Annotated in this window: 37 protein-coding genes and 1 pseudogene; 4 read left to right on the top strand and 34 right to left on the bottom strand. The window is 59.5% G+C overall.

Annotated elements, in window-relative coordinates:
• Positions 1-172 precede the first annotated feature (172 nt).
• The 3 genes from JOZ06_RS08475 to JOZ06_RS08485 all read right to left on the bottom strand — a co-directional run bounded on the left by JOZ06_RS08475 (position 173) and on the right by JOZ06_RS08485 (position 4,792).
• Positions 173-1,816 carry a methyl-accepting chemotaxis protein gene (locus JOZ06_RS08475; protein WP_293231309.1) on the bottom strand — a complete coding sequence of 548 codons (1,644 nt, stop codon included), beginning with the start codon at positions 1,814-1,816 and terminating at the stop codon, positions 173-175.
• A gap of 161 nt (positions 1,817-1,977) precedes the next feature.
• Complete coding sequence (locus JOZ06_RS08480) at positions 1,978-3,465, bottom strand: CoA-acylating methylmalonate-semialdehyde dehydrogenase (protein WP_293231311.1); 1,488 nt, start codon at positions 3,463-3,465, stop codon at positions 1,978-1,980.
• A gap of 10 nt (positions 3,466-3,475) precedes the next feature.
• Positions 3,476-4,792, bottom strand: a complete 1,317-nt coding sequence (locus JOZ06_RS08485) for an aspartate aminotransferase family protein (protein ID WP_293231314.1) — start codon at positions 4,790-4,792, stop codon at positions 3,476-3,478.
• Between the two features lie 223 nt (positions 4,793-5,015).
• Here JOZ06_RS08485 and JOZ06_RS08490 point away from each other — a divergent pair, with 223 nt between their 5' ends.
• On the top strand, positions 5,016-6,119 hold the full coding sequence (locus JOZ06_RS08490; RefSeq protein WP_293231317.1) for a hypothetical protein: 1,104 nt from the start codon (positions 5,016-5,018) through the stop codon (positions 6,117-6,119).
• A 46-nt stretch (positions 6,120-6,165) separates the two neighbouring features.
• On the top strand, positions 6,166-7,284 hold the full coding sequence (locus tag JOZ06_RS08495; protein ID WP_293231320.1) for a hypothetical protein: 1,119 nt from the start codon (positions 6,166-6,168) through the stop codon (positions 7,282-7,284).
• A 56-nt stretch (positions 7,285-7,340) separates the two neighbouring features.
• Here JOZ06_RS08495 and JOZ06_RS08500 read toward each other — a convergent pair whose 3' ends face one another.
• Positions 7,341-9,218 carry a methyl-accepting chemotaxis protein gene (locus JOZ06_RS08500; protein ID WP_293231323.1) on the bottom strand — a complete coding sequence of 626 codons (1,878 nt, stop codon included), beginning with the start codon at positions 9,216-9,218 and terminating at the stop codon, positions 7,341-7,343.
• 263 nt (positions 9,219-9,481) lie between these two features.
• Here JOZ06_RS08500 and JOZ06_RS08505 point away from each other — a divergent pair, with 263 nt between their 5' ends.
• Complete coding sequence (locus tag JOZ06_RS08505) at positions 9,482-10,867, top strand: PLP-dependent aminotransferase family protein (RefSeq protein ID WP_293231326.1); 1,386 nt, start codon at positions 9,482-9,484, stop codon at positions 10,865-10,867.
• A 26-nt stretch (positions 10,868-10,893) separates the two neighbouring features.
• Positions 10,894-11,694, top strand: a complete 801-nt coding sequence (locus tag JOZ06_RS08510; protein ID WP_293231328.1) for an MOSC domain-containing protein — start codon at positions 10,894-10,896, stop codon at positions 11,692-11,694.
• 77 nt (positions 11,695-11,771) lie between these two features.
• Here the strand turns inward: JOZ06_RS08510 and rplQ are convergent, their stop codons facing one another.
• The 30 genes and pseudogenes from rplQ to tuf form a co-directional block, all read right to left on the bottom strand.
• Positions 11,772-12,164 (bottom strand): 50S ribosomal protein L17, encoded by a 393-nt coding sequence (gene rplQ / locus JOZ06_RS08515; protein ID WP_293231331.1) that lies wholly within the window; start codon positions 12,162-12,164, stop codon positions 11,772-11,774.
• Positions 12,165-12,209: 45 nt separating this feature from the next.
• Entirely contained in the window at positions 12,210-13,193 is a 984-nt protein-coding gene (gene rpoA / locus JOZ06_RS08520; RefSeq protein ID WP_293231334.1) for a DNA-directed RNA polymerase subunit alpha, read from the bottom strand.
• Positions 13,194-13,216: 23 nt separating this feature from the next.
• The gene (gene rpsD, locus JOZ06_RS08525; RefSeq protein ID WP_293231337.1) at positions 13,217-13,837 is read right to left on the bottom strand and encodes a 30S ribosomal protein S4; all 621 of its coding nucleotides are present in this window, start codon (positions 13,835-13,837) and stop codon (positions 13,217-13,219) included.
• Positions 13,838-13,854: 17 nt separating this feature from the next.
• On the bottom strand, positions 13,855-14,250 hold the full coding sequence (rpsK, locus tag JOZ06_RS08530; RefSeq protein WP_293231340.1) for a 30S ribosomal protein S11: 396 nt from the start codon (positions 14,248-14,250) through the stop codon (positions 13,855-13,857).
• 17 nt (positions 14,251-14,267) lie between these two features.
• Entirely contained in the window at positions 14,268-14,630 is a 363-nt protein-coding gene (gene rpsM, locus JOZ06_RS08535; protein WP_293231343.1) for a 30S ribosomal protein S13, read from the bottom strand.
• 70 nt (positions 14,631-14,700) lie between these two features.
• Entirely contained in the window at positions 14,701-14,814 is a 114-nt protein-coding gene (gene rpmJ / locus JOZ06_RS08540; protein WP_077296114.1) for a 50S ribosomal protein L36, read from the bottom strand.
• Between the two features lie 33 nt (positions 14,815-14,847).
• On the bottom strand, positions 14,848-15,066 hold the full coding sequence (infA, locus tag JOZ06_RS08545) for a translation initiation factor IF-1 (protein ID WP_133679737.1): 219 nt from the start codon (positions 15,064-15,066) through the stop codon (positions 14,848-14,850).
• A 22-nt stretch (positions 15,067-15,088) separates the two neighbouring features.
• Positions 15,089-16,408, bottom strand: coding sequence for a preprotein translocase subunit SecY (gene secY, locus JOZ06_RS08550; protein WP_293231360.1), 1,320 nt, complete (start codon positions 16,406-16,408; stop codon positions 15,089-15,091).
• Positions 16,409-16,419: 11 nt separating this feature from the next.
• Entirely contained in the window at positions 16,420-16,854 is a 435-nt protein-coding gene (gene rplO / locus JOZ06_RS08555) for a 50S ribosomal protein L15 (RefSeq protein WP_293231362.1), read from the bottom strand.
• Positions 16,855-16,856: 2 nt separating this feature from the next.
• Positions 16,857-17,042, bottom strand: coding sequence for a 50S ribosomal protein L30 (rpmD, locus tag JOZ06_RS08560; protein ID WP_293231364.1), 186 nt, complete (start codon positions 17,040-17,042; stop codon positions 16,857-16,859).
• Positions 17,035-17,553: a 30S ribosomal protein S5 gene (rpsE, locus tag JOZ06_RS08565; RefSeq protein ID WP_293231367.1), complete on the bottom strand. Its 519-nt coding sequence runs from the start codon at positions 17,551-17,553 to the stop codon at positions 17,035-17,037. Before rpsE ends, rpmD begins: the two co-directional genes overlap by 8 nt.
• A gap of 13 nt (positions 17,554-17,566) precedes the next feature.
• Positions 17,567-17,920: a 50S ribosomal protein L18 gene (rplR, locus tag JOZ06_RS08570; protein ID WP_293231370.1), complete on the bottom strand. Its 354-nt coding sequence runs from the start codon at positions 17,918-17,920 to the stop codon at positions 17,567-17,569.
• Positions 17,921-17,933: 13 nt separating this feature from the next.
• Positions 17,934-18,467: a 50S ribosomal protein L6 gene (gene rplF, locus JOZ06_RS08575; protein WP_293231373.1), complete on the bottom strand. Its 534-nt coding sequence runs from the start codon at positions 18,465-18,467 to the stop codon at positions 17,934-17,936.
• A 12-nt stretch (positions 18,468-18,479) separates the two neighbouring features.
• Positions 18,480-18,875, bottom strand: a complete 396-nt coding sequence (rpsH, locus tag JOZ06_RS08580; protein ID WP_293231375.1) for a 30S ribosomal protein S8 — start codon at positions 18,873-18,875, stop codon at positions 18,480-18,482.
• 14 nt (positions 18,876-18,889) lie between these two features.
• The gene (rpsN, locus tag JOZ06_RS08585) at positions 18,890-19,195 is read right to left on the bottom strand and encodes a 30S ribosomal protein S14 (protein WP_293231378.1); all 306 of its coding nucleotides are present in this window, start codon (positions 19,193-19,195) and stop codon (positions 18,890-18,892) included.
• Positions 19,196-19,199: 4 nt separating this feature from the next.
• Positions 19,200-19,739 (bottom strand): 50S ribosomal protein L5, encoded by a 540-nt coding sequence (gene rplE, locus JOZ06_RS08590; RefSeq protein WP_293231380.1) that lies wholly within the window; start codon positions 19,737-19,739, stop codon positions 19,200-19,202.
• 9 nt (positions 19,740-19,748) lie between these two features.
• A complete protein-coding gene (gene rplX, locus JOZ06_RS08595; RefSeq protein WP_293231382.1) occupies positions 19,749-20,063 on the bottom strand; it encodes a 50S ribosomal protein L24 in 315 nt (104 codons plus the stop codon).
• 9 nt (positions 20,064-20,072) lie between these two features.
• The gene (gene rplN / locus JOZ06_RS08600) at positions 20,073-20,441 is read right to left on the bottom strand and encodes a 50S ribosomal protein L14 (RefSeq protein ID WP_293231384.1); all 369 of its coding nucleotides are present in this window, start codon (positions 20,439-20,441) and stop codon (positions 20,073-20,075) included.
• A 209-nt stretch (positions 20,442-20,650) separates the two neighbouring features.
• Positions 20,651-20,914 carry a 30S ribosomal protein S17 gene (gene rpsQ, locus JOZ06_RS08605; protein WP_293231387.1) on the bottom strand — a complete coding sequence of 88 codons (264 nt, stop codon included), beginning with the start codon at positions 20,912-20,914 and terminating at the stop codon, positions 20,651-20,653.
• Position 20,915: 1 nt separating this feature from the next.
• Positions 20,916-21,104, bottom strand: coding sequence for a 50S ribosomal protein L29 (rpmC, locus tag JOZ06_RS08610; protein ID WP_133679763.1), 189 nt, complete (start codon positions 21,102-21,104; stop codon positions 20,916-20,918).
• Entirely contained in the window at positions 21,104-21,520 is a 417-nt protein-coding gene (gene rplP / locus JOZ06_RS08615; protein ID WP_133679765.1) for a 50S ribosomal protein L16, read from the bottom strand. The genes rpmC and rplP overlap by 1 nt, the downstream gene beginning before the upstream one ends.
• On the bottom strand, positions 21,504-22,208 hold the full coding sequence (gene rpsC, locus JOZ06_RS08620) for a 30S ribosomal protein S3 (protein WP_293231391.1): 705 nt from the start codon (positions 22,206-22,208) through the stop codon (positions 21,504-21,506). The genes rplP and rpsC overlap by 17 nt, the downstream gene beginning before the upstream one ends.
• A gap of 10 nt (positions 22,209-22,218) precedes the next feature.
• On the bottom strand, positions 22,219-22,548 hold the full coding sequence (gene rplV, locus JOZ06_RS08625) for a 50S ribosomal protein L22 (RefSeq protein ID WP_293231393.1): 330 nt from the start codon (positions 22,546-22,548) through the stop codon (positions 22,219-22,221).
• 9 nt (positions 22,549-22,557) lie between these two features.
• Complete coding sequence (gene rpsS, locus JOZ06_RS08630) at positions 22,558-22,836, bottom strand: 30S ribosomal protein S19 (RefSeq protein WP_293231395.1); 279 nt, start codon at positions 22,834-22,836, stop codon at positions 22,558-22,560.
• A 7-nt stretch (positions 22,837-22,843) separates the two neighbouring features.
• Positions 22,844-23,677, bottom strand: coding sequence for a 50S ribosomal protein L2 (gene rplB, locus JOZ06_RS08635; RefSeq protein WP_293231398.1), 834 nt, complete (start codon positions 23,675-23,677; stop codon positions 22,844-22,846).
• An 11-nt stretch (positions 23,678-23,688) separates the two neighbouring features.
• The gene (rplW, locus tag JOZ06_RS08640; RefSeq protein WP_293231401.1) at positions 23,689-23,994 is read right to left on the bottom strand and encodes a 50S ribosomal protein L23; all 306 of its coding nucleotides are present in this window, start codon (positions 23,992-23,994) and stop codon (positions 23,689-23,691) included.
• The gene (gene rplD, locus JOZ06_RS08645; protein WP_293231408.1) at positions 23,991-24,611 is read right to left on the bottom strand and encodes a 50S ribosomal protein L4; all 621 of its coding nucleotides are present in this window, start codon (positions 24,609-24,611) and stop codon (positions 23,991-23,993) included. Before rplD ends, rplW begins: the two co-directional genes overlap by 4 nt.
• The gene (rplC, locus tag JOZ06_RS08650) at positions 24,611-25,255 is read right to left on the bottom strand and encodes a 50S ribosomal protein L3 (protein ID WP_293231404.1); all 645 of its coding nucleotides are present in this window, start codon (positions 25,253-25,255) and stop codon (positions 24,611-24,613) included. The genes rplD and rplC overlap by 1 nt, the downstream gene beginning before the upstream one ends.
• 143 nt (positions 25,256-25,398) lie before the next feature.
• Entirely contained in the window at positions 25,399-25,710 is a 312-nt protein-coding gene (gene rpsJ, locus JOZ06_RS08655) for a 30S ribosomal protein S10 (protein ID WP_133679779.1), read from the bottom strand.
• Between the two features lie 13 nt (positions 25,711-25,723).
• Positions 25,724-25,910 (bottom strand): annotated as a pseudogene (tuf, locus tag JOZ06_RS08660) (elongation factor Tu); the annotation flags it as partial.

Here is a 25,910-nt window from a genome sequence, read left to right on the forward strand (position 1 = left end):
TCGATGCCGGTCGATGCCCAGTCGTCGTGGTTATACCTGAAAAACGCCGCGCGCCTGCGCGAGGTGGCGGGATGCTTGGTGTTGACCGCCGATTAACACCCTAACCTGGAGGCGGGGAGCGAACGCTCCCCGAACCCGGTGTCACCGACTCCCTACTCCCCACTCCCTCCAATCAAACCTTGAATCGCGCCACCAAGCCGCGCAATTGCTCGGCGCGCTGGTGGATGTCCTCGATCGCGCGCGAGGTTTGCAGCGTAGACGCGGCATTGGCGTCGCTGCTGTGCGCGATCTGCTCCACGTGCCGCGCAATCTCGGTGCTGACCTCGCCCTGCTGGCGTAGCGCCTCGGTAATGTCATGCACAGCCGTCAACACGGCTTCGGCGCTGTCGCGGATGCGCGTGACGGCATCGCCTCCCTGATGCATCAGCGCCAGTCCGCTTTGCACGCGCTCGACCGCCTGCGTCATCGTCGTGCGCGAAGCATCGGAACCCTGCTGGATCTCTTCCACCATGGTGGTGATTTCCCGTGTGGCCATGGCGGTGCGTTCCGACAATTTGCGCACCTCATCCGCCACCACGGCAAAGCCGCGACCGGCTTCGCCGGCACGCGCCGCCTCGATGGCGGCGTTGAGCGCCAGCAGATTGGTTTGGTCGGCCACGTCGCGAATCACCTGCACGATCGATGTAATGTTGGCGCTACGCGCCGCCAGCTCGCCGATGGCCGTGGCCGCGGTATTGACCGTGTCGCCGATGCGTGTCATTTCGCCCTCGGCCTGCCCCAGCACGGTGCTGCCTTCGCGCGACAACTCACCGGACACCTCAGACAAGCGCCGTGCTTCTTGCGCATGCTCGGCGATCGCCCGGATGCTTTGCGTCATGGATTCGACCGACTTGGCCATGGCACTGGCCGCCTGGCTTTGCTCGCGCGAGCCGATCGCCACGTGCTCGGCGCTCGCGGTCACCTGGGCGCTGCTCTGTCCCAATTGATCGGCGCCGCCGATGATGTCGTGCACCAGTTGGCGCAGATGGGTTTTCATGTCGTCCACCGCCGCGAGCAAGCTCGCGCGGTCACCTGGGCGCAACGGCACGACCTCGTCCAAGTGGCCATCGGCGATGCGTTGCACGACGCGGGTGGTGACGGCGGGTTCGGCGCCCAATTGTGTCAGAATGCGCCGCGTCACCAGCGTGCCCAGCGTCAACAGCACCACCATCGACACCAGCACTTCCAGCAGCAGCCAACGCATCTGGGCGTAAAAGGCGGCATCGACGTCGTCGAGATAAATACCGGTGCCGACGATCCAGTGCCATACGGGCGTGGTTTTCAGATAGGAAATCTTGGGCTGAGGCGTATCGAAACCCGGCTTCTCCCAGATATAGGAAGCAAAACCTTGCCCGCCGCCCTGCGAGACGGTCTGGTCGAATAAGTCCCCCAGATTCTTGCCCGCGGCATCGTTGAGCGTGTGCGCGTCCTTGCCGAGCATCGCGGGTTTGACGCCCTGCACCACATAGTGCATCGAGGCATCGAAAGCGAAAATGTACTCTTTGCGGTCGTAGCGGACGGCGGAGAGCGCTTCGCGCGCCATCGCCTGCGCCTGTGCCGTGGTCAGCTTGCCTGCCGCCGCCAAGGCCTCAAAACGGGCCACCGTGCTGACTTCGGCTTCAACCAGATTGCGCGTCTTATCCTGGCGGTCCTGCAGCATGGTCGTGCGCTGGCCGTAGATGCCGAGCCCGCCTTGCACGCACAGGATCAATGCGGCAAAGGCCATCAACGCCATCAATCGCCAACGCAGGCTAATGTGCTTGGTCTGAATCTCCATCCCCTTGACCCCCTAGTTTGCCGTTAGGCGCGGCACTGTTTTTATGCAAGTTATTACCTTTATTGCATCTTTTACTTATAATTTCCGATCAATTCCATGAGAAAACGCAAACGCCCGGCATATGCCGGGCGCAAAAGTAGCTTTATGGCGTAAACGCAACGTCACTGCATGGTCGGCATGACGAACTCAGCGCTCAACGTGTCCGGCCAGCGGCTGGTGACGGTCTTCACTCGGGTATAGAAACGCACCCCTTCCGGGCCATGCATGGCGTGATCGCCGAACAGCGATGCTTTCCATCCGCCGAAACTATGAAAGGCCATCGGCACCGGCAGCGGCACATTGACCCCCACCATCCCGACTTGAATGCGCTGCGAGAAAGCGCGCGCCACGCCACCGGACCGGGTAAACAAACTCACCCCATTGGCGAACTCATGACGGTTGATCAGCGCCAGCGCCTGTTCAAAGTCATCCACGCGCACGACGCACAACACCGGGCCGAAGATCTCCTCGCGGTAAATGGCCATCTGCGGCGTCACATGGTCGAACAGGCTCGCGCCCAGGAAAAAGCCGTCACCGTCTTGCGGGGGGCGATAGGCGCGCCCGTCGACCACGAGCTCGGCGCCGGCCTCGACGCCGCCGGCGATATACCCCTGCACGCGTTCCAGGTGTTGCCTCGTCACCAGCGGCCCCATTTCGGCGTCTGGCTGGCTCCCACTGCCGATCTTCAGCCCACGTGCGCGCGCGGCCAATTTGGCGACCAGCGCGTCGGCCACGTTGCCGACCGCCACCGCCACCGAGATCGCCATGCAGCGCTCGCCGGCAGAGCCGTAGGCCGCGCCGATCAATGCCTCGACCGCCTGATCCAGATCGGCATCGGGCATCACCACCAGATGATTTTTGGCGCCGCCGAGCGCCTGCACGCGCTTGCCGTGCGCCGCGCCCGTCTCATAGATATAACGCGCGATCGGCGTCGAGCCGACAAAGCTCAATGCCATCACGTCCGGGTGGCGCAGCAGCGCATCGACCGCCTGCTTGTCGCCATGCACGACATTGAACACGCCGTCGGGCAAGCCGGCCTCCTTGAGCAAATCAGCCAAAAACAGCGCGGCGGAGGGATCGCGCTCGGAAGGCTTGAGCACGAAGGTATTGCCGCAGGCGATGGCCACCGGGAACATCCACATCGGCACCATGGCCGGAAAATTGAACGGCGTGATGCCGGCCACCACGCCCAACGGCTGCCGCAGGCTGAAGCTGTCGATGTCGCTGCCGACCTGCGGGCTGTACTCCCCCTTGAGCAGGTGCGGAATGCCGCAGGCGAACTCCACCACCTCCAGCCCGCGGGTCACCTCGCCGACGGCATCGGGCACGAGTTTGCCGTGTTCGGCCGAAATCAACTCGGCCAGCTGGCCTTGCCGTTGCCCCAGGAGTTCCTTGAAGCGGAACAGGATGCGAGCGCGTTTCAGCGGCGGCGTGTCGGCCCAGGCGGAGAAGGCGCGCCGCGCGGCGGCCACCGCGGCGTCGACATCCGCGTCGCAAGCCAAAGGCACCCGCGCCGTGACGGCGCCGGTGGCGGGATTGTAGACGTCGCCAAACCGCTGCCCGGTGCCGGCGTGGCGCTCGCCGGCGATGTAATGCGTCAAGGTTTGCATAGTGATTCCGTCAATGTGTTTGCTCAATGGCCTGGCCGAGGACGGCAAACAGCCGGTCGATCTGTTCGGCCTCGATGATCAACGGTGGCGAAACGGCCAGGGTATCGCCGGTCACCCGCACCATGACCCCCATCTCCCAGCATTTGAGGAAGACCTCCATGCCGCGCTTTCCGGGCTCGCCGGCCCTTGGCGCAAGTTCGATGCCGGCCACCAGGCCAAGATTGCGGATGTCCTTGACGTTCGGCTTGTCCCGCAGGCTGTGCGCCCCGGCCTCGAAATGCGGCGCCATCTCGGCGGCGCGCCCAAATAACCCGTCGTCGCGGTAGACGCCCAGCGTGGCGATCGCCGCGGCGCATGCCAGCGGATGTGCGGAATAGGTATAGCCGTGCGGAAATTCGATGGCGTGCTCCGGCGCGGCGTCCATGAAGGCCTGATAGATCGCCGGCTTGCTCAGCACCGCCCCCATCGGCACCGCGCCGTTGGTCAGCCCCTTGGCGCAGGTCAAGAGGTCCGGCAACACACCGAACTTGTTGCTGGCCCAATCGGCGCCCAAACGGCCGAAACCGGTGATGACTTCATCGAAGATCAGCAAGATGCCGTGCCGGTCGCAGATTTGGCGCAAGCGCTGCAGGTAGCCCTTGGGAGGCAGAATGACCCCGGTGGACCCTTGCATGGGCTCGACGATGACCGCCGCGACGGTAGAGGGATCGTGCAAAGTCAGAATGCGGCTCTCCAGCTCATCCGCCAGCTCGGCGCCGTGCGCCGGCTCGCCATGACTGAAGGCATTCTTGCCGATATCCAGCGGGTGACGCAGATGATCGACCATCGGCAGGGTGACCGGAAAATGTTTGCGATTGCCGGCCATGCCGCCTACCGCCACGCCACCGAAGTTGACGCCATGATAACCGCGCTCGCGGCCGATCAGTTTGACGCGACCGGCATCGCCTCGCACGCGGTGGTAGGCCAGCGCCATCTTGAGCGCGGTTTCCACCGCTTCCGAACCGGAATTCACGAAGAAGGCCTGGGTCAACCCTTGCGGCGCCATCGCCACCAATTGTTCCGCCGCCTCAAACGCCAGCGGGTGTCCCATCTGGAACGGCGGAGCGTAATCGAGCGAGGCGGCCTGGCGCTGGATGGCCTCGACGATCGGTTTGCGGTTGTGGCCCGCGTTGACGCACCACAGCCCGGCCGCGCCATCCAGCACCCGGCGGCCATCGGCGTCGGTGTAATACATGCCGTCGGCGGCCACCAGCAGGCGCGGGGCGCGCTTGAACTGGCGATTGGCGGTGAATGGCATCCAATAGGCATCCATCTTCGGTTCTATCATGCATTTCTCCTCTGTCCCTGCGGGATCTATGACTGCAATCTAAACCATCTGGCCAGTACAATTACATATACAGTTGACGACATTTTCCTACACGCCGTACTGGCCTTAATGCCAGTACAGCGCGCATCCACGAACGATCGCGCCCCTCGCGCAGTCAAGTGCACCGGGGTCGGGCCGGACCGCACCCCACCGCCATGCCACCAACACGTTCAAGGAGAAGGTCATGTTTACATCAACCTCTTTTCCTGCATTCACTGGCTGCGCCCTGTTTCTTGCGTTCGCCGTGCTTCCCGCCGCCCAGGCGGCACCGCGCGTCGAGCGGCTGGACTTGCCGCGAACAGGAGGAGAAGCCTCGCTGACACAAGCACAAGACGTTTCCGATACTGGCACGGTAGTTGCCGGTTACCGTTTCCAGTTGGCCGAATCGGGCATGCGGCAAACCGCATTCCGCTGGACCGCGCATGACGGCCTGCAATCGCTGCCGGCCCTTCCTGGCGGAGGGACGACCGGTGCGCAGGCGGTATCGGCCGACGGCAGCGTCATCGTCGGTTTCAGCGATGGACAAGATCACAGCGGCCGCGGCTTTCGCTCCCATGCCGTGCGTTGGAACGCGCGCGGCGCGGCGCACGATCTAGGCGCCTTAGCCGGGGGAGACGACACCGCCGCCACCGGCGTCTCCAGCCATGGCGTCGTGATCGTCGGATACGGCAAGGACCACCGCGGACAGCGGCGAGCACTGCTTTGGCGCGATGGCATGCCCGCCATGGATCTGGGCACGCTGGGCGGCCTCGCCGCGATCGCCACTGACGTTTCGCGCGATGGCGATACCGCGGTTGGCGGCGCCCGCGATGCGTCGGGCCGAACACGCGCCTTCTTGTGGGTGCGCGCGCACGGCATGCGCGACCTTGGCGCCTTGGCGGACAAGGACCATGCCATGGCGCTTGCCGTATCGGCCAGCGGCGATGCGGTCGTCGGTTACTGCGCCGAGGCCATCCAGGAATGGGGCGCGTCGAACATGGCCGAGCTCAAAGGATTCATCTGGCTTCGCGCCACGGGCTCAATGCGGGAGATCGTCAACAACCTCGGCGGCACCTGGACGCAACCGCTGGGCGTAGCCGACGGCGGCAGCGTCGTGGTCGGTGTCGCCCAGGATGCCCGGGGCGACACCCACGCCTTCCGCTGGACGCCGACGGAGGGCATGCGCGTCGAGTCCACGTTGCCGCAAGCGCTGCGCATGCAATACGCACGAGGACTGTCCAGCGACGGACGCTTTAGCGTTGGCCGGCTGGCGCACGATAACGGCGCCTTCCGCGCCGATTGGCGTTGACGTCACCGCACGCTTTATTTCCGTCCATCCCTCCAGGAGTTATGTCATGCCTGTATCACGCCCCACTTCTTCGGTGTTTGCCCGTGCCGCCCTGGCCGCATCATTGCTGGCCGCGCCGGCCCACGCCGCGCCTCGCATCGAGAATCTGGGGCATCTGCCTGCCGGCGCCGCCGAGCAAACCACGCAAGCCCAGGACATCTCCGACAACGGCGAGGTCGTGGTCGGGTTCAGCCTCACGGTTGAAGACGTCAGCCAAATACAGGCAACGGCGCGCCAATCCGCCTTCCGCTGGGTCCGGCGCCAAGGCATGCGCGCGCTGCCCCATCTGCCCGGGGGCGGGCGCGCAGCCACCGCCTTAGCGGTATCCGACAACGGCCGGATCGTGGTTGGCGCCAGTGACGGCCTCGCCGCCGGCGAACCGTTTCTCATGCACGCAACGCGCTGGAACGACGGCATGACGCCACGCGACCTGGGTACTTTGCCGGGCGCGAATGAATCGGCGGCAACCAGCCTTTCCGGCGATGGCGAACACATCGCCGGCTATAGCCGAAATCGGCAGGGTCAGTTACGTGCCGTACGCTGGCATCGGGATGGACCGCCGCAGGAATTAGGCACGCTGGGAGGAGAAGAATCGTTTGCCACCGATATGTCGCAAGATGGCGGCTATGTGGTGGGCGGCGCGCATAATGCCGCGCACCGTTCGCGGGCATTCGTCTGGAGCGCGGCGCGCGGCATGGTCGATCTCGGCTCGCTGCCGGGCTCGGCGGATGCGCAAGCGACAGCCGTCTCGGCAAACGGCGATGTGGTGGTTGGGTGCAGCGCGGATCAGATCGAGGATTGGAGCGACCCCAACGCCGACGTGCTCAAGGGTTTTATCTGGCATCGCGCCAACGGCAGGATGCAGGAAATCGTCAATACCCTCGGCGGCACAACCACGCTGCCGCTCGGCGTGGCCAATGGCGGCACGAGCGTGATCGGCATCGCGCAAGACGCGCACGGCGTCACCCATGCCTTCCGTTGGACGCCGGAACTCGGCATGCTGGTCGAGCAGGTCTTGCCGGCCAACCTGCGCATGGGCTACGCCAAAGGGTTGTCCAGTGATGGCCGCTTCAGCGCGGGCCGGCTGCAGCAAGGGGATACGGCATTTCGCGCCGTCTGGCGTTAGAAAGAAAAAGCCGCCATGCCCTAGGCATGACGGCCTCGATGCGTGCCGCGATCGCGCTAGACGCGGAAGCGGCCAAACATTTCGCGCATTTTCGATGCCGCGTCGTTCAGCACCGACAACGTCTGGTGCACGCCCTGCAGCGAATTGTCGCTGTCGATGATGCGGCCGTTGATACGCTCGGTACTTTGCGCGATCACCGTGGTGGCGTTGTGCTGCTCGCTGGTGGACAAGGAAATCTCGTTCATCTTGGCCACGACGCTTTCCATGGCGGAGCGGATTGCCTCGATCCGCTGCACGGCGTTCTGCGTCAATTCGACGCCGCCATCCACCGAGCTGACGGTACGCTGCATGTTGGTCACCGCTAGGCTGGTCTCCTCGCGGATCGTATTGACCATGCCGGTGATTTCCAACGTTGCCTGCGCGGTGCGCTCGGCAAGCTTTCTCACTTCGTCGGCCACCACGGCGAAGCCGCGGCCCATTTCCCCGGCGCGAGCCGCCTCGATGGCGGCGTTGAGCGCCAAGAGGTTGGTCTGGTCGGCGATGTCCTTGATCACGTTGGTGATGCCGGTAATTTGTTGCGAACGGTTATCCAGGGTCTCCAGCATCGAAGACAATCCCTTGACGGCGTCCACGGTGCGTCCCATTTCGCGCGAAATCTTCTCCATGTCGGCCGCGCTGTCGCTCGATACCGAACCCGTCTGGTTGACCAGCGTATCCGCTTCCTGCGCGGCATCGGCGATATGCGAAATGCTGACGGTGATCTGTTCCAGCGTAGCGGCATTCGAGCTCGATACATCAGAAATTTCACGCGAATCGTCGGCCACGCGGCGCACAGTGGTGCCGGCTTCTTCCACGCCCTCGATCACACGGTCGGCTTCCTGCTTGACCGCCCGGAACATCTCTTGCAAATGACCGATGAAGGTATTGAAGGCGCGCGCGGTCTCGGCAATTTCATCATGTCCGCTGACATCGATGCGACGCGTCAGGTCACCCTCGCCCTGTGAAATTTCGCGCATGGCCTGGCTCAGGCGCTTCAATCCGCCCAGCATCCCCGCCAACACGGCGCTGGCGATCGGCACCAGCACGATCAGCGCGACCACGGCGATACCCACGATGGTGAGCAACAGCTTGGTCAGCGGCTCGGACACCACCGAGGCGCCCATCGTCATGCCCAACAACCAGTCGGTCCCGGCGATCGGCACCACTTTTACATAACTGTCGTTACCTTCCAACTGGGTCTGCAGGGTGTCGCCACTGCCGGCCAGCGCATTGAGCTTATCGGCGGTCAGATCCGGCGCGATCGAGGCCAGCGGCTTGAGCGTCAGCTGCTGGTTATGGTGGGCAATGACGTTGCCGCTCTTATCGACCAGGAAGGCGTAACCATCTCCGCGCAGCTTGATCGACAGCACCGCCTTGACCAGCGCGTCGATGAAGACGTCGCCGCCCACGACGGCTTTGAGGCTGCCGCCCTCCATCACCGGGGAAACGAAGGTCAGGCAAAGCTTGCCGGTATCGAAATCGACGTAGGGCGCCGACACGCCGGGTTTGCCCATAGCGACCGCCTGTTGATACCAAGGACGCTTGGCCGGATCATAGCCGGCCTTTTGCGGATGACCGTCAGAATAAACAATGTGATGGTCGGCGAAACCTACGTAGGTTGTGGCAAAGCCTGCCGCTTCGTTCATCCGCGCCAGCGTCGGCACCGGATCGGCACTATTGGCCACCGGATTGGCGGCGACGACCGTCTGCAATTTATCGCTGTACCAACTTTGGACGAACGTGGCATAACCATTGGCCGTGCCGGCTAATTCGTTATCCACGCCACTGACAATGCTGCTGCGCATCTGGCTGTAAACCAGCCCCGCGATCACCGCGCTAAGTATCGTCATCAGCACGGCAACAAAGACAATAAGTTTGACCTTCAATGACCGCATGATTGTTGCTCCCCGAACTCTTATATTTATTTCCGCCATCCGGCGCCGCCGGTTATTGGCTGCTGATTTTCACTGACCACGTCTCACGGTTTCTACCGTGCTCGTTCATGGCTCTATTTGTTCCTCCCCACTATAGACAGAGAATGCGTCAAATAGATAACTACTTGTCAATCTTTGCATGACATTTTTAACACATTGAACAGGCTTTCAATAGGGGTAGATTTAAATTAGTCATTTTGCATGGATCCTGGTAGCGTAGCGGCATGAAACCGCTATTGAGGGCCGCATTGACCCGCGTGGAGCAGATCGAACAGTCGGTCGCCGAGGCGATTGAGCAGGGGATTTGCGCACCAGGCACGCGCCTGCCATCCATCCGCCAGCAAGCCGCGCTGGTGGGCGTCAGCCCCTTTACCGTGGTCGATGCTTACGATCGGCTGGTGGCACGCGGCCTGATCGAGTCGCGGCGCGGTTCGGGATTTTTCGTCAGACAACGCGCGTCGCGCGCCGTCGAGTCGCCCCCCTCCCTCATCGACTTGCCCGTCGACGAGCATTGGCTGTTACACAACGTCTACAGCCCATCAGAGCAAGGATTGCCCGCGGGGTGCGGCTGGCTGCCGCCGGACTGGTATGACAGGGAGGCGCAACAACGGGCCCTGCGCGCGATCGCACGCGACAGCGCTCCCAGCGTGGAGTATGGCGATCCGCTGGGTTTGCGCGATCTGCGCGTCTGGCTGGCGCAAGCGCTTGCCGAGCAAGGCATTGCACTCAACGAGCAGGAAATTGTGCTGACACAAGGCGCAAGCAGCGCGCTCACGATCGCGTCCGCCTGCCTGGCGAGCCCCGGCGAGACCGTTTTCGTCGACGACCCGGGCTATTGCAACATCCTGTCCAATTTGGCCTTTCACGGCATTCGCGTCATCGGCGTCCCCTGGACCCCGGAAGGCCCGAATACGGCGGTGATGGCCGAGCTGTTGCGCCAGCATCGCCCCAAGGCATTCATCACCAATCCATGGCTGCAGAACCCCACCGGTGCGAGTTATACCACGCAGACGGCACATCAGGTCTTGAGCTTGGCCGAGCAGCACCGGTTTTATATCGTGGAGGACAACGTCTCGGCGTCGCTCGTCAATACGACGCAAACGACCTTGGCGGCCATGGACGGTTTGACGCGCGTGATTTACATCGGCAGCTTTTCCAAGTCGCTGTCGCCGGCGCTGAGAGTGGGCTTCCTGGCCGCGCGGGGTCCGCTCCTGGAACAGATGACGCGGTTCAAAATGATGACCGGCATGACCTCCCCGACGCTCAACGAGCGGCTGGCATTGGCCATGCTGCAAGACCCGCGCCAGCGGCGGCAGCTCGAACGGCTGCGAAATCGGCTGTCGCAAGCACAGTTCCGTTGCGCCGATCAATTCGGCGCGATCGGCTGGAAGCTATTCACCCGTCCGCCAGGCGGCCTATTTCAACTGGCTCGCCCGGCCCTGCCGTACGATAGCCTAGCGCTGGCGCGCCAAGCCAAGGCGGCGGGATTCTTGCTGGCGCCCGGTAATTTGTTCCGCCCAGGCGGCGAAACCTCGCCCTGGCTGCGCTTTAATGTGGCATTCTGTCAAGAGTCGTCGCTGTGGGATTTCCTCCGGACATTTAATCTTTGATAGGGCGCGCAAGCGCAAGGGTTGGTATGCAACTGAACGGCATCTTCGTCCACCCGCTCAAGTCAGGGCGCGGTATCGCCTATTCGCAAGCCTACGCCAGCACGCAGGGTTTCTTGCATGACCGTGAATGGCTGGTCGTCAATGCACAAGGCCAGTTCCTCACCGCAAGAACCCACCCGCAGCTCGTGCGGGTCGAAATCGAACTCATGCCCGGCGCAGCGTTATTCAAAGCACCCGGCATGGCGCCGATCGCAGCGCTGACCACGCAGTTCAATCAGCCGGTCGACTGTCAGGTTTGGGATGACTATTTCGTCGCCCAACAGGGCGACCCCCGGCTGGATGCCTGGTTCAGTCAGGTTGCCGGGCAGCCGTGCCGTCTACTATGGCTAGGCCAAACGTCAAACCGGAAACAAAAGGGCGACGTCGACGAGACCCTGTCGTTCGCCGACGGTTACCCCTACCTGCTGGTGAACCAAGCGTCACTGGACGCGCTCAACCATGACCTGCAGGCGCCGGTGACCACGCGCCATTTCCGCCCTAATTTGATCGTTGGCGGCATGGCGGCATACGAAGAAGACGACTGGCGCCGCATTCGCATCGGCACGGTCGACTTCGAGGTCACCAAGCCCTGTTCCCGCTGCGTATTGACCACGGTCGATCCGGAAACCGGCGAAAAAGATCCTCGGACCGAACCGCTAAAAACACTGATCCGCACCCGGCAATTCCCGGAGGGAATTTGTTTCGGCGTCAACCTGCGCGCGTTGAACGAAGGCGTGGTACATGTGGGCGATGCGTTGGAAATACTGGAGAGCCGATACGCTTTCTAAAGTCTTCAGTCTTCGGCCAAATGTGAAATAAAAAAAGCCAGCTCGAAAGAGCTGGCTTTTTCGAATGCCGTCGAAAATTATTCGGCGGATTCGTCAGCAGCAACCACACCTTCAGGACGGTCCACCAGCTCTACCAGAGCCAGCGGCGCATTGTCGCCCTTGCGGAAGCCGCATTTCAGGATACGCACATAACCGCCATTGCGGGCAGCGAAGCGCGGGCCGAGCACGTCGAACAACTTGACGACGATGTCACGATCACGCGTGCGGTCAAAAGCCAAGCGGCGGTTAGCCAGCGAAGGCGCTTTGCCCAGAGTGATCAGCGGCTCAGCCACACGGCGCAGTTCCTTGGCCTTCGGCAGGGTGGTCACGATAGCTTCGTGACGCAACAGCGAGTTAGCCATGTTGCGCAGCATCGCCAGACGATGGCTGGTCGTGCGGTTCAGTTTACGATTACTGTAACGATGACGCATTGTTAATGTCCTTTAGTCTCAAACCTTGCGGTGTTCCGCAAAGCCTTACGGCTTTTCCAACCCAGCCGGCGGCCAGTTCTCCAGCTTCATGCCCAGAGTCAGGCCCTTGGAGGCGAGAACTTCCTTGATCTCGTTCAGAGACTTGCGGCCCAGATTTGGCGTCTTGAGCAGTTCAGTCTCGGTACGTTGGATCAAGTCACCGATGTAGTAAATGTTCTCTGCCTTCAGGCAATTTGCAGAACGAACCGTGAGTTCAAGATCGTCGACCGGACGCAGCAGGATCGGATCGATCGGCGGCGCCTTTTCGACGACTTCTTCAACCGCAGTGCCCTGGAGATCCGCGAAGATCGACAGCTGATCAATCAGGATGCGCGCAGCGCTACGCACTGCCTGCTCCGGTTCCAACACGCCATTGGTCTCGATATCGAGCACCAGGCGGTCGAGGTCGGTACGCTGTTCCACACGGGCGCTTTCCACCGAATAGCTCACGCGGCGAACCGGCGAGAAGGAAGCGTCCATTTGGATCGTACCGATGGAGCGGTTGTCATCGTGACTGGAACGAGCCGAGACGGGCTGATAGCCGCGACCCTTTTCGACCTTCACTTCGAGCTCGATCTTGCCGCCCGCGGCGAGGTGACAAATCACGTGATCCGGGTTGATCACTTCGACGTCATGGGGCAATTCGATATCGCCAGCCAAAACAGCGCCTTCACCTTCTTTACGAAGGGTCAGTACGACGCTGTCGCGACCATGCAGCTTAAGTACGACGCCCTTGAGGTTCAGCAGGATGTCGACGACATCCTCACGAACGCCGTCGAGCGCCGAGTACTCATGCAGAACGCCAGCAATGGTCACTTCGGTCGGAGCATAACCCGGCATCGACGACAGCAGAATACGACGTAGCGAGTTGCCCAACGTATGGGCATAGCCACGCTCGAACGGCTCCATCGATACACGCGCATGCGTTGCCGAAATCGGTTGGACGTCGATGATTCGAGGTTTCAGAAATTCCGAAGCGCTGTTTTGCATAGTCATTCCCTAAGAGCTAGCGATTACTTGGAGTAAAATTCCACAACGAGCTGTTCGTTGATATCGCTAGACAGTTCGGAACGTTCCGGAGCGCTCTTGTAAACGCCTTCCATCTTTTTCGAATCAACGGAAACCCAGGAAGGGAAGCCGCTTTGTTCAGCCAGGGACAGCGCTTCGGCAACGCGAGCCTGCTTCTTGGCCTTTTCACGCACGGCAACCACGTCACCAGTCTTGACTTGGAAAGACGGAATATTCACAACCTGACCGTTTACCACGATGGCCTTGTGGCTGACCAGCTGACGCGACTCCGCGCGGGTCGAGCCAAAGCCCATGCGATACACAACGTTGTCGAGACGGGACTCGAGCAATTTCAGCAGGTTTTCGCCCGTGGAGCCCTTGCGACGAACAGCTTCCGCAAAGTAGTTGCGGAACTGACGCTCAAGGACGCCGTACATGCGGCGAATCTTTTGTTTTTCACGCAGCTGTACGCCGTAATCCGACAGGCGGCCTTTGCGGGCGCCATGTTGGCCGGGGATGCTGTCCAGCTTGCACTTGGAATCCAGTGCACGACGCGCGCTCTTCAAAAAGAGGTCGGTGCCTTCGCGGCGCGCGAGCTTACATTTCGGGCCGATATAACGTGCCATGTCTCACACTCTCCGAATTAAATACGACGTTTCTTGGGCGGACGGCAGCCGTTGTGCGGCACCGGCGTCACGTCGGAGATGCTGGTAATTTTGAAACCAAGCGCGTTGAGAGCACGAACAGCGGATTCACGACCCGGTCCCGGGCCCTTGATCCGTACTTCGAGGTTCTTCACACCATATTCTTGGGCAACTTTACCAGCGTGCTCCGCCGCTACCTGAGCAGCAAAGGGTGTACTCTTGCGCGAGCCCTTAAAACCAGCGCCGCCAGCGGTAGCCCAAGACAGTGCATTGCCCTGACGGTCGGTGATAGTGATGATGGTGTTGTTGAACGAAGCGTGCACATGCACGATACCTTCGCTCACACTCTTGCGCACTTTTTTACGTACACGGACAGCTGTGTTTGCTTTAGCCATTATCTGTGTTCCTTAAGTTACTTCTTGCCGGCAATCGCCTTGCGCGGACCCTTGCGGGTACGGGCATTGGTACGAGTGCGTTGGCCACGGCACGGCAAACCGCGACGATGACGCATGCCGCGATAGCAGCCCATGTCCATCAGACGCTTGATGCTCATCGTGACTTCGCGACGCAGGTCACCTTCGGTGACGAACTTCGCGACTTCAACACGCAGAGCTTCCATTTCCGACTCGGTCAGATCCTTGACTTTCGTCGAGGTTGCAACGCCGGAGGCAGCACAAATTTGCTGCGCACGGGTTTGACCGATGCCGTAGATTGCCTGCAGGCCGATAACGGCATGTGCATGATTGGGGATATTTACCCCTGCAATACGGGCCATTCTCTTTCCTTAAGCCTTAAGACCTTGAAAAGGTTGCGATTGTAACACGCAATCCCAGGACTAACAAATATTAGCCCTGTTTTTGCTTGTGACGGGGATCCGTGCAGATCACACGTACGATGCGATTGCGGCGGATAATTTTGCAGTTACGGCAAATTTTCTTTACCGAAGGCTGTACTCGCATTTCAGTTCCTTTCAATCTAAAAGAGCGAGTGCGTCATTTCGCACGGAACACAATCCGTGCTTTGGACAGATCGTACGGCGTCAATTCCACCGTCACCTTATCCCCCGGAAGAATGCGGATGTAATGCATCCGCATCTTCCCGGAAATATGTCCGAGCACTATGTGTCCATTTTCCAGCTGGACCCTGAACATTGCGTTAGGCAAATTTTCAAGGACCTCGCCTTGCATCTGGATGGTGTCTTCCTTAGCCATAGAACCCAGTGTCAACTCGTTATCAGCGGGAGAGCGCGTTGCCTTTGAAGTTAGCCTTCTTCAGCAAACTCTCATACTGGTGAGACAAAACGTAGGATTGAACCTGTGCCATAAAATCCATGGTGACCACGACAATAATCAACAGCGAGGTACCACCGAAATAGAACGGAGCGTTCCATTTCAGCACCAGGAATTCCGGCAACAAGCAAACCAACGTGATATAGATCGCACCGATAAGCGTCAGACGCAGCGTGATCTTCTCGATGTAACGAGAGGTCTGCTCACCAGGACGATAGCCCGGGATGAACGCACCACTCTTCTTCAGGTTATCTGCCGTATCTTTCGGATTAAACATCAACGCCGTATAGAAATAGCAGAAGAAGATAATGGCCGCTGAGTACAGGAGGACGTAGATCGGTTGCCCAGGGTGCAGCTTATCGGCAACACTCTTCATCCAGCCCAGACCATCCGTATTACCAAACCAGCCGAGTGCGGTGGCCGGAAACAGGATGATGCTAGAAGCGAAAATCGGCGGAATCACCCCTGCCATGTTGAGCTTGAGCGGCAAATGCGTGCTCTGGCCCTGCATGACGCGATTACCGACCTGCCGCTTGGCGTAGTTCACCAGCACCTTGCGCTGACCGCGTTCAACGAACACGACCAGGTAAGTCACCATGAGAACGCCGGCAAACAGCAAGACGGCAAACAAAAGCGGCAGCGAACCCTGACTAGTCAGGGTCAGGGTCTTACCGATCGCCGCGGGCACACCGGAAGCGATACCGGCGCAGATGATCAAAGAGATACCGTTGCCGATACCTCGTTCGGTAATCTGCTCACCAAGCCACATCAGGAACATGGTGCCGGTTACCAGGGTAACCACGGTGGTCAGGTAAAATTCCCATTGGGCGCTTACCACCAGATTGGGCTGCTTATAAAGCATAACCGCAATGCCGAAACTCTGGAACGAGGCCAACACTACAGTCGCGTAACGTGTGTACTGGGTTACCTTGCGACGCCCCGCTTCGCCCTCCTTCTTCAGCTCCTTGAGACTGGGCAGAACCTCAGCCGCAAGCTGCAGAATGATGGAGGCCGAGATATACGGCATGATGCCAAGGGCAAATACCGTAAATCGGGACAGGGCGCCCCCCGAGAACATGTTGAACATGTCGAGGAGCCCTGTCTGCGACGAGCGGAACAACTTCGCTAGCTCGGCTGGATTGATCCCGGGAACCGGAATGTGCGCACCAATTCGGAAAACGATCAACGCCCCGATCAGGAACCAGATCCGGCTCTTCAGATCACCAAACTTATTGGCTTTTGCCACTATCGAAGTATTCGCCACGTACGTGTGCCTTATTCAACAATACTGCCGCCGGCTGCCTCAATGGCGGCGCGAGCGCCGGCCGTAGCGGCCAGGCCACGCAGCGTGACAGCACGCTCAATCTTACCGGACAGCACCACCTTGGCGGAGGTCGCCACGGCGTGTACCAGACCAGCTTGCTTGAGGGCGAGCAGATCGATTTCGTCAACCGGCAGCAGATTCAGTTCGGACAAACGGATTTCCGCTACTTTGCCAGCCGTCAGGGACTTGAAGCCACGCTTCGGCAAGCGACGTTGCAGCGGCATTTGACCGCCTTCGAAGCCTACCTTGTGGAAACCGCCCGCACGGCTCTTTTGACCCTTGTGACCACGGCCACCCGTCTTGCCCAGGCCGCTGCCGATGCCACGGCCTACGCGACGCTTGGCATGCTTGGCGCCGGCACCAGGCTTAATGGTATTCAGTTCCATGGTTAGCCCTCGCATTTCAGCAGGTAGCTGATCTTGTTGATCATGCCACGGTTCTCAGGCGTATCGATCACTTCGACGGTCTGACGGATCTTCTTCAGACCCAGACCGCGAGCACACGCCCGATGCGACTCGATGCGGCCGATCAGGCTCTTCACCAGAGTCACCTTGACAGTCTTGGTGTTACTCATGATCTACCCCCAGAATTTCTTCCACGGTCAGACCACGCTTGGCCGCGATCTGCGACGGAACGCAGATCTTGTTCAAGCCGTCCAGCGTGGCGCGAACCACGTTGTACGGGTTGGTCGAACCCTGGATCTTGGCGGATACATTGCGAACGCCCATGGCTTCAAAGATTGCGCGCATCGGACCGCCGGCCTTCACACCGGTACCATCCTTAGCGGGCTGCATCAGGACGGTGGTGGCACCGTGCTGACCGTGTACGGCGTGATGCAGCGTGCCGTTCTTCAGCGGAATCTTAACCAGGTTGCGGCGAGCTTGTTCCATTGCCTTCTGCACGGCAACCGGCACTTCCTTCGAGCGACCTTTGCCCATACCGATACCGCCGTCGCCATCACCTACCACGGTGAGAGCGGAGAAAGCCATGATGCGACCGCCCTTCACCACTTTGGTGACGCGGTTGACGCTGATCATTTTTTCGACCAGACCGTCGCCACGATCTTCCATTTCGTGCTTAGCCATTCTTCACTCCGAATTAGAATACCAGACCGTGTTCGCGGGCAGCGTCAGCCAGTGCCTTGATACGACCGTGGTATTTGAAACCCGAGCGGTCGAACGACACGGTTTGGATGCCGGCGGCCTTGGCCTTTTCAGCAATACGCTTGCCGATCAGGGCCGCTGCGTTCACGTTGCCACCATTGGCGAGGTCGGCGCGTACTTCGGCTTCCAGAGTGGAAGCGCTGGCAAGTACCTTGCCGCCCGTTTCGTCAATGATCTGCGCGTAAATGTGGCAGTTGGTGCGGTGTACGGTGAGCCGCACCATCTTGAGCTCCGCAATCCGCGCACGGGTTTTGCGTGCACGGCGGAGTCGAGTTTGTTTCTTGTCCATATCAGGGCCTCAATTACTTCTTCTTGGTCTCTTTCAGAACCACGACCTCATCAGCGTAGCGAACACCCTTGCCCTTGTAAGGTTCCGGCGCGCGGTACGCGCGGACTTCGGCGGCTACTTGGCCGACTTGCTGCTTGTCGGCGCCCTTGATGATGATCTCGGTCTGGCTCGGCGTTTCCACCTTCACGCCGGCGGGCATCTTATGCGCCACCGGGTGGGAGAAACCCAGAGAAAGGTTGAGCACGTCGCCCTGGGCTTGTGCGCGGTAACCCACGCCAACCAGGGTCAGCTTCTTTTCGAAGCCCTTGCTCACACCTTGGACCATGTTGTTGAGAAGCGCACGCAGCGTGCCCGACATGGCACGTGCGAACTTGCTGTCATTCTTGGCTGCGAACGTCAGCTGACCATTGTCCAGCTTGACATCCACCTCATCGCTCAGCGCGGTGCTGAGGGTGCCAAGGGAGCCCTTAACGCTCACCTCGGTTGCGTTGAACTTGACTTCAACGCCGGCCGGGATCGCTACAGGATTCTTAGCTACGCGAGACATTACACCCTCCCCTTACGCCACGATGCAGAGCAGCTCACCACCGATGCCGGCAGCACGTGCCTTGCGATCGGTCATCACACCCCGGGAGGTGGACAGGATGGCTACGCCCAGGCCATTCATGACCTTCGGAATTTCAGTGGTGCCCTTGTACACGCGCAGGCCAGGACGGGACACGCGCTCGATGCGCTCGATCACCGGACGGCCAGCGTAGTACTTGAGCTGGATATCAAGAACCGGCTTCTTGGTTTCGCCAGCGATGGCGAAGTCCTCGATATAGCCTTCTTCTTTCAGCACCTGCGCCAAAGCCACCTTCAGCTTCGAAGACGGCATCGCCACAGCGACCTTAGCGGCGCGCTGAGCGTTGCGGATGCGGGTCAACATATCGGAAATAGGATCATGCATGCTCATTTATGTGTCTCCTATTACCAGCTGGCCTTCGTAACGCCCGGGATTTCGCCTTTGAGGGCGATTTCACGCAGTTTGTTACGAGCGAGACCAAATTTACGGAACACACCACGCGGACGACCGGTGATGGCGCAGCGACGACGCTGACGCACCGGGCTGGCGTTGCGCGGCAGTTGCTGAAGCTTCAGACGGGCCGCAAAACGCTCTTCTTCCGAGAGGCTCTGGTTGTTGATGATGGCGAGGAGCGCTTCGCGCTTGGCGGCAAACTTCGCAGCCAGCTTAGCGCGCTTCTCTTCACGGTTGATCAGTGCTTGTGTCGCCATGTGCTTAACCCTTGAACGGGAACTTGAAAGCAGCCAGCAGCGCGCGGGCTTCTTCGTCAGTTTTCGCCGTAGTGGTAATGGTGATGTTCATACCGCGCAAAGCATCAATCTTGTCGTACTCGATTTCCGGGAAGATGATTTGCTCGCGCACGCCCATGTTGTAGTTGCCGCGGCCGTCGAAAGACTTGGCGGAAACACCACGGAAGTCACGTACGCGCGGCAGCGCGATGGTAACCAGGCGATCGAAGAATTCGTACATCCGTTCGCTGCGCAGGGTCACCTTGCAGCCGATCGGATAATGATCGCGAATCTTGAAGCCTGCGATGGACTTGCGGGCGGTGGTCACGACCGGCTTCTGGCCGGACAGTTTTTCCATATCGCCCACAGCATGTTCCATCACCTTTTTGTCAGCAACGGCTTCGCCAACACCCATGTTCAGGGTGATCTTCTCGATGCGCGGAACTTCCATTACCGACTTGTAACCGAACTGTTTCATCAAGTCCGGCACCACAGTGTCTTTGTAGAAATCGTAGAGACGTGCCATGTTGACTCCTTACGCCCCGATGACTTCGCCAGAGGACTTGAACACGCGCACCTTACGGCCGTCTTCAAGTACCTTGAAGCCCACGCGGTCAGCCTTTTGGCTAGCCGGATTGAAAATAGCCACGTTGGACACGGCGATCGGCATGGTCTTTTCGACGATGCCGCCGGCGATCCCGCGGATCGGGTTCGGCTTTTGATGCTTCTTGGCAACGTTCACGCCTTCTACGACGAGCTTCTCGTCCAGAACGCGCAATACGGCACCACGCTTGCCTTTGTCTTTGCCGGTGATTACTACGACTTCATCACCCTTGCGAATTTTGCGCATGTGTTCTCCTTACAGCACTTCAGGAGCCAGCGAAACGATCTTCATGAAGCGTTCGGTACGCAGTTCACGCGTTACCGGCCCGAAGATGCGAGTGCCGATCGGCTCAAGCTTGTTGTTGAGCAACACAGCCGCATTGCCGTCGAATTTGATCAACGAGCCATCCTGACGGCGCACGCCCTTGGCGGTACGAACTACAACAGCGTTGTAGACGTCGCCTTTCTTGACGCGACCGCGCGGAGCGGCATCCTTGATGCTCACCTTGATGATATCGCCAACTGCTGCATAGCGACGCTTGGAGCCGCCCAGCACCTTGATGCACATAACCGAACGCGCACCGGTGTTGTCTGCGACCTCAAGAATGGTCTGCATTTGGATCATTGTATGATTACCTTTCTATCCAACTTATCCCGTCACTTTCACCTATGGTTACGCGTTAGGGCGAACCCATTCGCGACCACAGACGAAACGCCGCAGATGACTCTGCGGCGTATCAAACGGCCAGTTTTGGACCCCGTAAGGGCAGAGTCCTGCCAAAACGGTGGCAGGAAAACGGCCATTATACAGAGGAGCAAGCCCCTCTGCAAGCTTTACACTTGACGAGACTTCTCGACCAGTGCAGTTACCACCCACGACTTGGTCTTCGAGAGCGGGCGCGATTCACTGATAACGACAATGTCACCGGCCTTGTACTCGTTGTTTTCGTCATGCGCATGGAACTTATTGGAACGACGGACGATCTTGCCGTAGATCGGGTGCTTTACCTTGCGCTCGACCAGAACGGTTACGGTCTTGTCCATCTTGTCGCTAACCACTTTGCCGGTCAGCGTGCGTACCACTTTGGTTTCGCTCATGTTAAGCAGCCTTCTCTTTCAGAATGGTGCGTACACGAGCGACATCGCGGCGCACTTTCTTCAGTTCACTGTTCTTGGCGAGCTGTTGGGTGGCGTGCTGCATGCGCAGCGCAAACTGGGCCTTCAGAAGGCTCAGCAGTTCGGCCTTCAGCTCGTCCACGCTTTTCGCTCTCAGTTCGGACGCTTTCATTACTGACCTACCTGTCTAATTACAAACACAGTCGGGATCGGCAACTTGGCTGCGGCCAGACGGAAAGCTTCGCGAGCGAGTTCCTCGGAAACACCATCCATTTCGTACAGCATCTTGCCAGGCTGAATTTCGGCCACGTAGTACTCCGGACTACCCTTACCGTTACCCATACGCACTTCGGCAGGCTTGGAGGTGATCGGCTTGTCCGGGAAAATACGGATCCAAATGCGGCCGCCCCGCTTGATGTGGCGGGTCATGGCACGACGGGCAGCTTCAATCTGACGTGCGGTCAGACGTCCACGACCCAGCGCCTTCAGACCGAAGTCGCCAAAGCTCACCTTATTGCCACGCGTGGCGATACCGGTGTTGCGGCCTTTTTGCTGTTTACGGTACTTGAGTCTAGTTGGCTGCAGCATTGCGCGGGCCCTTTCTCACTTTCTTTTCCGGTTGAGCCGGAGCAGCGGCCTGTACTTGGCCCGGCTTCAGCTCGCCCTTGTAGATCCACACCTTGATACCGATGATGCCGTAAGTGGTCTTGGCCTCAGAGGTAGCGTAGTCAACATCGGCACGCAGGGTGTGCAGCGGAACGCGGCCTTCGCGGTACCATTCGCTACGCGCGATATCGATACCGTTCAGACGGCCCGAGCTCATAATCTTGATGCCCAGGGCGCCCATGCGCATGGCGTTTTGCATGGAGCGCTTCATGGCGCGGCGGAACATCACACGCTTTTCCAACTGCGAAGCGATGCCGTCGGCGATGATTTGCGCATCCAGTTCCGGCTTGCGAACTTCTTCGATGTTCACATGAACCGGCACGCCCAGACGCTTTTGCAGCTCAGCCTTCAGAACCTCGATGTCTTCACCCTTCTTGCCGATCACGACACCCGGACGGGCGCTGTGAATGGTGATGCGGGCGGACTTCGCCGGACGCTCGATGGTCACACGACCAACCGAAGCGTGCGCCAGGCGCTTCTTCAGGAACTCACGGACTTCGATGTCCTGCTTGAGCATGCCCGGGAAATTGGCACTGCTGGCAAACCACTTCGAAGACCAGTTTTTGGTAACGGCAAGACGGAATCCCGTCGGATGAATCTTCTGACCCATTTCTTACCCCTTAATTGCCCACGGTCAACATGATGTGGCAAGTCTGCTTTTCGATCTTGTTGCCACGACCTTTAGCACGTGCCGTGAAACGCTTCAGGCTCGGGCCCTTGTCAACGTAGATGGTCTCCACCTTCAGGGTGTCGATATCAGCACCTTCGTTGTGCTCAGCGTTGGCGATTGCCGACTCCAGCAGTTTCTTGACCAGATCGGCGCCCTTCTTGGGGCAGAAGGCCAAAATATTCAGGGCTTCCTCCACGGACTTACCGCGGACGAGGTCAGCGACCAGGCGGCCCTTTTGTGCCGACAGGCGAACGCTTTTCAGATATGCAGATACTCTCATCGCTTCACCTTACTTCTTCTTCGCCTTCTTATCGGCCGCGTGGCCTTTGAAGGTACGAGTCAGCGAGAATTCGCCCAATTTGTGGCCGACCATGTTTTCAGAAACATAGACCGGGACGTGGGTACGACCGTTGTGTACGGCGATGGTCAGACCAATGAAATCCGGCAGGATGGTCGAACGACGCGACCAAGTCTTGATCGGACGTTTGTCTTTGGTCGCACGCGCCGCGTCCACCTTCTTCAGAAGGTGCAGATCAACAAACGGGCCCTTTTTTTGCGAACGTGCCATGTGTCAATTACCCTTTAGTGGAATAGCGACGGCGTACGATCATATTGTCGGTACGCTTGTTGCGACGGGTACGATAGCCCTTGGTCGGCGTGCCCCACGGGCTAACCGGCACACGGCCTTCGCCGGTCTTACCTTCACCACCACCATGCGGGTGATCAACCGGGTTCATAACCACGCCACGCACGGTCGGGCGGATACCGCGCCAGCGGTTCGCGCCGGCCTTGCCGATCTTGCGCAGGTTATGCTCTTCGTTACCCACTTCGCCTACCGTTGCGCGGCAGTCAACGTGAACCTTGCGGATTTCGCCGGAACGCAGACGCAGCTGGGCGTAAACGCCTTCGCGAGCGAGCAGCATTGCGCTAGATCCGGCGGAACGCGCCATTTGCGCGCCGCGGCCAGGTTGCAGTTCCACGCAGTGGATCGTCGTGCCCACCGGGATATTGCGAATCGGCAGCGCGTTGCCGGCCTTGATCGGGGCTTCAGCACCCGATACCAGCTCGGCACCGACCTTCACACCACGCGGCGCGATGATGTAACGGCGTTCGCCATCGGCATAGCACAGCAGGGCGATATGCGCGGTACGGTTCGGATCGTATTCGAGACGCTCCACCTTTGCCGGCACACCATCCTTGTCGCGACGGAAGTCGACGATACGATAATGTTGCTTGTGGCCACCGCCCTTGTGACGGGTGGTGATATGACCGTTGTTGTTACGGCCACCGGTCGACGATTTCTTCTCGACCAACGAAGCCAGCGGCGCACCTTTGTGCAAGTCAGGGTGAACGACCTTGACTACTGCGCGGCGACCTGCCGAAGTCGGTTTTACTTTTTGGATAGGCATGCTCTATCTCCTTACTCAGCAGCTGCCGCGCCGGTCAGATCGAGTTCCTGACCTTGCACGAGGCTTACGTAAGCTTTTTTCCAGTCCTTGCGACGACCGGTCATGCGGCCAAAGCGCTTGACTTTGCCCTTGACATTCACGGTGGACACACCCTCAACCTTGACGTTGAACAAGAGTTCAACGGCAGCCTTGATTTCAGGCTTGGTCGCGTCGCCAGCAACGCGGAAGACCACTTGCTGGTTTTTCTCGGACACCATGGTGCTCTTTTCAGAAACAACCGGAGCAAGAATGACTTGCATCAGACGTTCTTGATTCATGCCCATTGCTCCTCAAGTTGCTTCACGGCGTCACGGGTGACCACGATCTTCTTGAAGCGCAGCAGGCTGTACGGATCAGCTTGTTGAGCCTCGATCACCAGCACGTTCGGCAGGTTGCGAGACGAGAGATAGAGGTTTTCGTCGAGTTCCTTGGTGATGAACAGGGCTTGTTCCAAGCCCATCGACTTCACCTTGCCGACGAATTCCTTGGTCTTCGGCGATTCAACAGTCAGGCTGTCAACCACGATCAGACGTTCGTCGCGCACGAGCTGGCTCAAAATAGCGGCCATGCCGGCACGGAACATCTTGCGGTTAACCTTCTGGCTGAAGTTTTCATCCGGCTTGTTCGGGAACGCACGACCACCCCCGCGCCACAGCGGCGACGAGGACATACCGGAGCGAGCGCGGCCGGTGCCTTTTTGGCGCCACGGCTTCTTGGTGGAGTGCTTCACTTCAGCACGGGTCATCTGCGCGCGGTTCGCGCTGCGGGCGTTAGCCAGGAAGGCGGTAACGACCTGATGCACCAGGGCTTCGTTGTACTCACGACCGAACAGGGACTCGGAAGCTTGCAGGCTGTCTTGAGCCTGGCCTTGGGTATTGATTACTTTCAATTCCATCATGCACCCGCCTTCACGCTAGGACGTACGATCACGTCGCCGTTCTTGGCTCCGGGCACAGCACCCTTGACCAGCAGCAGCTGACGCTCCGCGTCGATACGGACGATTTCCAGGCACTGCATGGTGCTCTGAACGTTACCGTATTGACCCGCCATGCGCTTACCCGGCAGCACGCGGCCCGGATCCTGCGCTTGACCAATGGAACCCGCCGAGTTGTGCGAACGCGAGTTACCGTGGGAGGCACGGTTGGACGAGAAGTTGTGGCGCTTGATGGCACCGGAGAAACCCTTACCCTTCGAGGTACCGGTCACATCGACCAGCTGGCCTTCGGAGAAAACGGCGACGGTAACGGAATCACCAGCCTTGAAGCCTGCCAGCTGTTCGGCGGTCAGCGTGAATTCACTCATACCGCGACCGGCTTCAACGCCTGCCTTGGCAAAGTGTCCAGCGGCTGCCTTGTTCACGCGATTAGCGCGACGTTCGCCGAAAGTGACTTGAATGGCACGATAGCCATCCACTTCGGGGGTTTTGATTTGCGTGACGCGATTTGCGGACATGTCCAGCACAGTTACCGGAATGGACGCGCCATCCTCGGCAAAAATGCGGGTCATGCCGACTTTGCGACCGACAAGACCTAAACTCATGTTTATTTCCTTTTGCAGGGCCGATTACGATTGACCGGCTTACAAAAACAATAGCGGACTCGCCAAAATGACGAGTCCGCTAGTATATCACCAAAAATTCAAGCATTGCAAGCACTTAGCATGCTTGCCTGCTGCATTTTCGATTACTGCAGCTTGATTTCCACATCCACGCCGGCCGGCAGATCGAGCTTCATCAGCGCGTCAACCGTCTTGTCGGTCGGGTCGATGATGTCCATCAGGCGCAGGTGGGTGCGAATTTCCAGCTGGTCGCGCGACGTCTTGTTGACGTGCGGCGAACGCAGAACGTTGAAACGCTCGATTTTGGTCGGCAGCGGAACCGGGCCCTTGACAACGGCGCCGGTACGTTTCGCGGTTTCAACGATTTCTTCAGCCGAACGGTCGATCAGGTTGTAATCGAAAGCTTTCAGGCGGATACGGATTTTTTGGCTCTGCATGATTGCTTCCCGATTACTTGAGGATCTTAGCTACAACGCCGGCGCCGACGGTACGGCCGCCTTCGCGAATCGCGAAGCGCAGACCTTCTTCCATGGCGATCGGAGCGATCAGTTCAACCGTGATCGACACGTTGTCGCCCGGCATCACCATTTCCACGCCTTCGGCCAGCGATACCGCGCCGGTCACGTCCGTGGTACGG

This window comes from Paludibacterium sp., assembly GCF_019232825.1.
Classification (GTDB): Bacteria; Pseudomonadota; Gammaproteobacteria; order Burkholderiales; family Chromobacteriaceae; genus Paludibacterium.

What these genes read in the sequence shown, in the direction of transcription:
- JOZ06_RS08475 (WP_293231309.1), bottom strand. Translation starts at nt 1,816, where the DNA reads ATGGAGATTCAGACCAAGCACATTAGCCTGCGTTGGCGATTGATGGCG.
- JOZ06_RS08480 (WP_293231311.1), bottom strand. Translation starts at nt 3,465, where the DNA reads ATGCAAACCTTGACGCATTACATCGCCGGCGAGCGCCACGCCGGCACC.
- JOZ06_RS08485 (WP_293231314.1), bottom strand. Translation starts at nt 4,792, where the DNA reads ATGATAGAACCGAAGATGGATGCCTATTGGATGCCATTCACCGCCAAT.
- JOZ06_RS08490 (WP_293231317.1), top strand. Translation starts at nt 5,016, where the DNA reads ATGTTTACATCAACCTCTTTTCCTGCATTCACTGGCTGCGCCCTGTTT.
- JOZ06_RS08495 (WP_293231320.1), top strand. Translation starts at nt 6,166, where the DNA reads ATGCCTGTATCACGCCCCACTTCTTCGGTGTTTGCCCGTGCCGCCCTG.
- JOZ06_RS08500 (WP_293231323.1), bottom strand. Translation starts at nt 9,218, where the DNA reads ATGCGGTCATTGAAGGTCAAACTTATTGTCTTTGTTGCCGTGCTGATG.
- JOZ06_RS08505 (WP_293231326.1), top strand. Translation starts at nt 9,482, where the DNA reads ATGAAACCGCTATTGAGGGCCGCATTGACCCGCGTGGAGCAGATCGAA.
- JOZ06_RS08510 (WP_293231328.1), top strand. Translation starts at nt 10,894, where the DNA reads ATGCAACTGAACGGCATCTTCGTCCACCCGCTCAAGTCAGGGCGCGGT.
- rplQ (WP_293231331.1), bottom strand. Translation starts at nt 12,164, where the DNA reads ATGCGTCATCGTTACAGTAATCGTAAACTGAACCGCACGACCAGCCAT.
- rpoA (WP_293231334.1), bottom strand. Translation starts at nt 13,193, where the DNA reads ATGCAAAACAGCGCTTCGGAATTTCTGAAACCTCGAATCATCGACGTC.
- rpsD (WP_293231337.1), bottom strand. Translation starts at nt 13,837, where the DNA reads ATGGCACGTTATATCGGCCCGAAATGTAAGCTCGCGCGCCGCGAAGGC.
- rpsK (WP_293231340.1), bottom strand. Translation starts at nt 14,250, where the DNA reads ATGGCTAAAGCAAACACAGCTGTCCGTGTACGTAAAAAAGTGCGCAAG.
- rpsM (WP_293231343.1), bottom strand. Translation starts at nt 14,630, where the DNA reads ATGGCCCGTATTGCAGGGGTAAATATCCCCAATCATGCACATGCCGTT.
- rpmJ (WP_077296114.1), bottom strand. Translation starts at nt 14,814, where the DNA reads ATGCGAGTACAGCCTTCGGTAAAGAAAATTTGCCGTAACTGCAAAATT.
- infA (WP_133679737.1), bottom strand. Translation starts at nt 15,066, where the DNA reads ATGGCTAAGGAAGACACCATCCAGATGCAAGGCGAGGTCCTTGAAAAT.
- rplO (WP_293231362.1), bottom strand. Translation starts at nt 16,854, where the DNA reads ATGGAACTGAATACCATTAAGCCTGGTGCCGGCGCCAAGCATGCCAAG.
- rpmD (WP_293231364.1), bottom strand. Translation starts at nt 17,042, where the DNA reads ATGAGTAACACCAAGACTGTCAAGGTGACTCTGGTGAAGAGCCTGATC.
- rpsE (WP_293231367.1), bottom strand. Translation starts at nt 17,553, where the DNA reads ATGGCTAAGCACGAAATGGAAGATCGTGGCGACGGTCTGGTCGAAAAA.
- rplR (WP_293231370.1), bottom strand. Translation starts at nt 17,920, where the DNA reads ATGGACAAGAAACAAACTCGACTCCGCCGTGCACGCAAAACCCGTGCG.
- rplF (WP_293231373.1), bottom strand. Translation starts at nt 18,467, where the DNA reads ATGTCTCGCGTAGCTAAGAATCCTGTAGCGATCCCGGCCGGCGTTGAA.
- rpsH (WP_293231375.1), bottom strand. Translation starts at nt 18,875, where the DNA reads ATGAGCATGCATGATCCTATTTCCGATATGTTGACCCGCATCCGCAAC.
- rpsN (WP_293231378.1), bottom strand. Translation starts at nt 19,195, where the DNA reads ATGGCGACACAAGCACTGATCAACCGTGAAGAGAAGCGCGCTAAGCTG.
- rplE (WP_293231380.1), bottom strand. Translation starts at nt 19,739, where the DNA reads ATGGCACGTCTCTACGATTTCTACAAAGACACTGTGGTGCCGGACTTG.
- rplX (WP_293231382.1), bottom strand. Translation starts at nt 20,063, where the DNA reads ATGCGCAAAATTCGCAAGGGTGATGAAGTCGTAGTAATCACCGGCAAA.
- rplN (WP_293231384.1), bottom strand. Translation starts at nt 20,441, where the DNA reads ATGATCCAAATGCAGACCATTCTTGAGGTCGCAGACAACACCGGTGCG.
- rpsQ (WP_293231387.1), bottom strand. Translation starts at nt 20,914, where the DNA reads ATGAGCGAAACCAAAGTGGTACGCACGCTGACCGGCAAAGTGGTTAGC.
- rpmC (WP_133679763.1), bottom strand. Translation starts at nt 21,104, where the DNA reads ATGAAAGCGTCCGAACTGAGAGCGAAAAGCGTGGACGAGCTGAAGGCC.
- rplP (WP_133679765.1), bottom strand. Translation starts at nt 21,520, where the DNA reads ATGCTGCAGCCAACTAGACTCAAGTACCGTAAACAGCAAAAAGGCCGC.
- rpsC (WP_293231391.1), bottom strand. Translation starts at nt 22,208, where the DNA reads ATGGGTCAGAAGATTCATCCGACGGGATTCCGTCTTGCCGTTACCAAA.
- rplV (WP_293231393.1), bottom strand. Translation starts at nt 22,548, where the DNA reads ATGAGAGTATCTGCATATCTGAAAAGCGTTCGCCTGTCGGCACAAAAG.
- rpsS (WP_293231395.1), bottom strand. Translation starts at nt 22,836, where the DNA reads ATGGCACGTTCGCAAAAAAAGGGCCCGTTTGTTGATCTGCACCTTCTG.
- rplB (WP_293231398.1), bottom strand. Translation starts at nt 23,677, where the DNA reads ATGCCTATCCAAAAAGTAAAACCGACTTCGGCAGGTCGCCGCGCAGTA.
- rplW (WP_293231401.1), bottom strand. Translation starts at nt 23,994, where the DNA reads ATGAATCAAGAACGTCTGATGCAAGTCATTCTTGCTCCGGTTGTTTCT.
- rplD (WP_293231408.1), bottom strand. Translation starts at nt 24,611, where the DNA reads ATGGAATTGAAAGTAATCAATACCCAAGGCCAGGCTCAAGACAGCCTG.
- rplC (WP_293231404.1), bottom strand. Translation starts at nt 25,255, where the DNA reads ATGAGTTTAGGTCTTGTCGGTCGCAAAGTCGGCATGACCCGCATTTTT.
- rpsJ (WP_133679779.1), bottom strand. Translation starts at nt 25,710, where the DNA reads ATGCAGAGCCAAAAAATCCGTATCCGCCTGAAAGCTTTCGATTACAAC.